The following is a 769-nucleotide window of genomic DNA, read 5'->3' as shown; positions in this document are numbered from 1 at the left end:
AGAAGGTGATTATTGGATCATAAAACTTGACAAAAATGGAAAAGTAGAATGGGAAAAGAATTATGGAGGAAAAGAAGACGATCATCTCAGAACGCTTGCTTTAACTTCAAACGGTTACGTCATTGGTGGTGAATCAAGATCCGATAGATCAGGAAACAAAACAGTAGGAATCCAGGAAGGAACAGATCTTTGGCTGATTGCTTTGAACGAAAAAGGCGATGAGCAGTGGCAAAAATCTTACAGCTTTAAAAACCGCGATGTTTTAATGGGAATGAGCATCATTCATTCTGCAGATGATAAATCTTCAAAAGGAATTTTATTAGGAGGTTATACTCAAGCCGAAGGAAGAATAGAAACCGATGATGAGACCTTCTGGATGTTGTATTTAGATGGAAACGGCAATGAACAGTGGCGAAAACATGTGAAGGGAGAATCCAGAAAAAGAGAAGAAAGGCTTTCCGATTTAAAATTAAACCGAGACGGATCTATTATCCTAGCCGGAACCAGTGCCGAGGAATTAGGTAAAGAGAACTGGAAAATTGTAAAACTGGGTGACAAACAGGTAAATGATTTGATTGAAAAATATGACATCAAGATCTATCCGAATCCTGTCACAGACTATGCTTATGTAGAAATCGGCTTTGATTTTAAAGAGGCTGATATTATGCTGTATGATATGGGTGGGAGGCAATTACAAAACCTGAAAACTAAGAACAGAGTGACTAAAATTAACACCCAGGCTTTAGTACAAGGAGCTTATCTGATCACT

The 769-nt window shown here is 38.0% G+C and carries 1 protein-coding gene; it reads left to right on the top strand.

Translation table 11 applies throughout. The annotated features are described in order from the left end of the window. The coding region (locus AC5YGG_RS20870) for a T9SS type A sorting domain-containing protein (RefSeq protein ID WP_496146357.1) at positions 1 to 769 on the top strand (769 nt) is incomplete at both ends.

It is taken from the genome of Chryseobacterium sp. CS2K3, assembly GCF_059515185.1.
The sequence above is the reverse complement of the archived record's forward strand: the minus strand, read 5'-3'. Positions and strand labels throughout refer to the sequence as shown.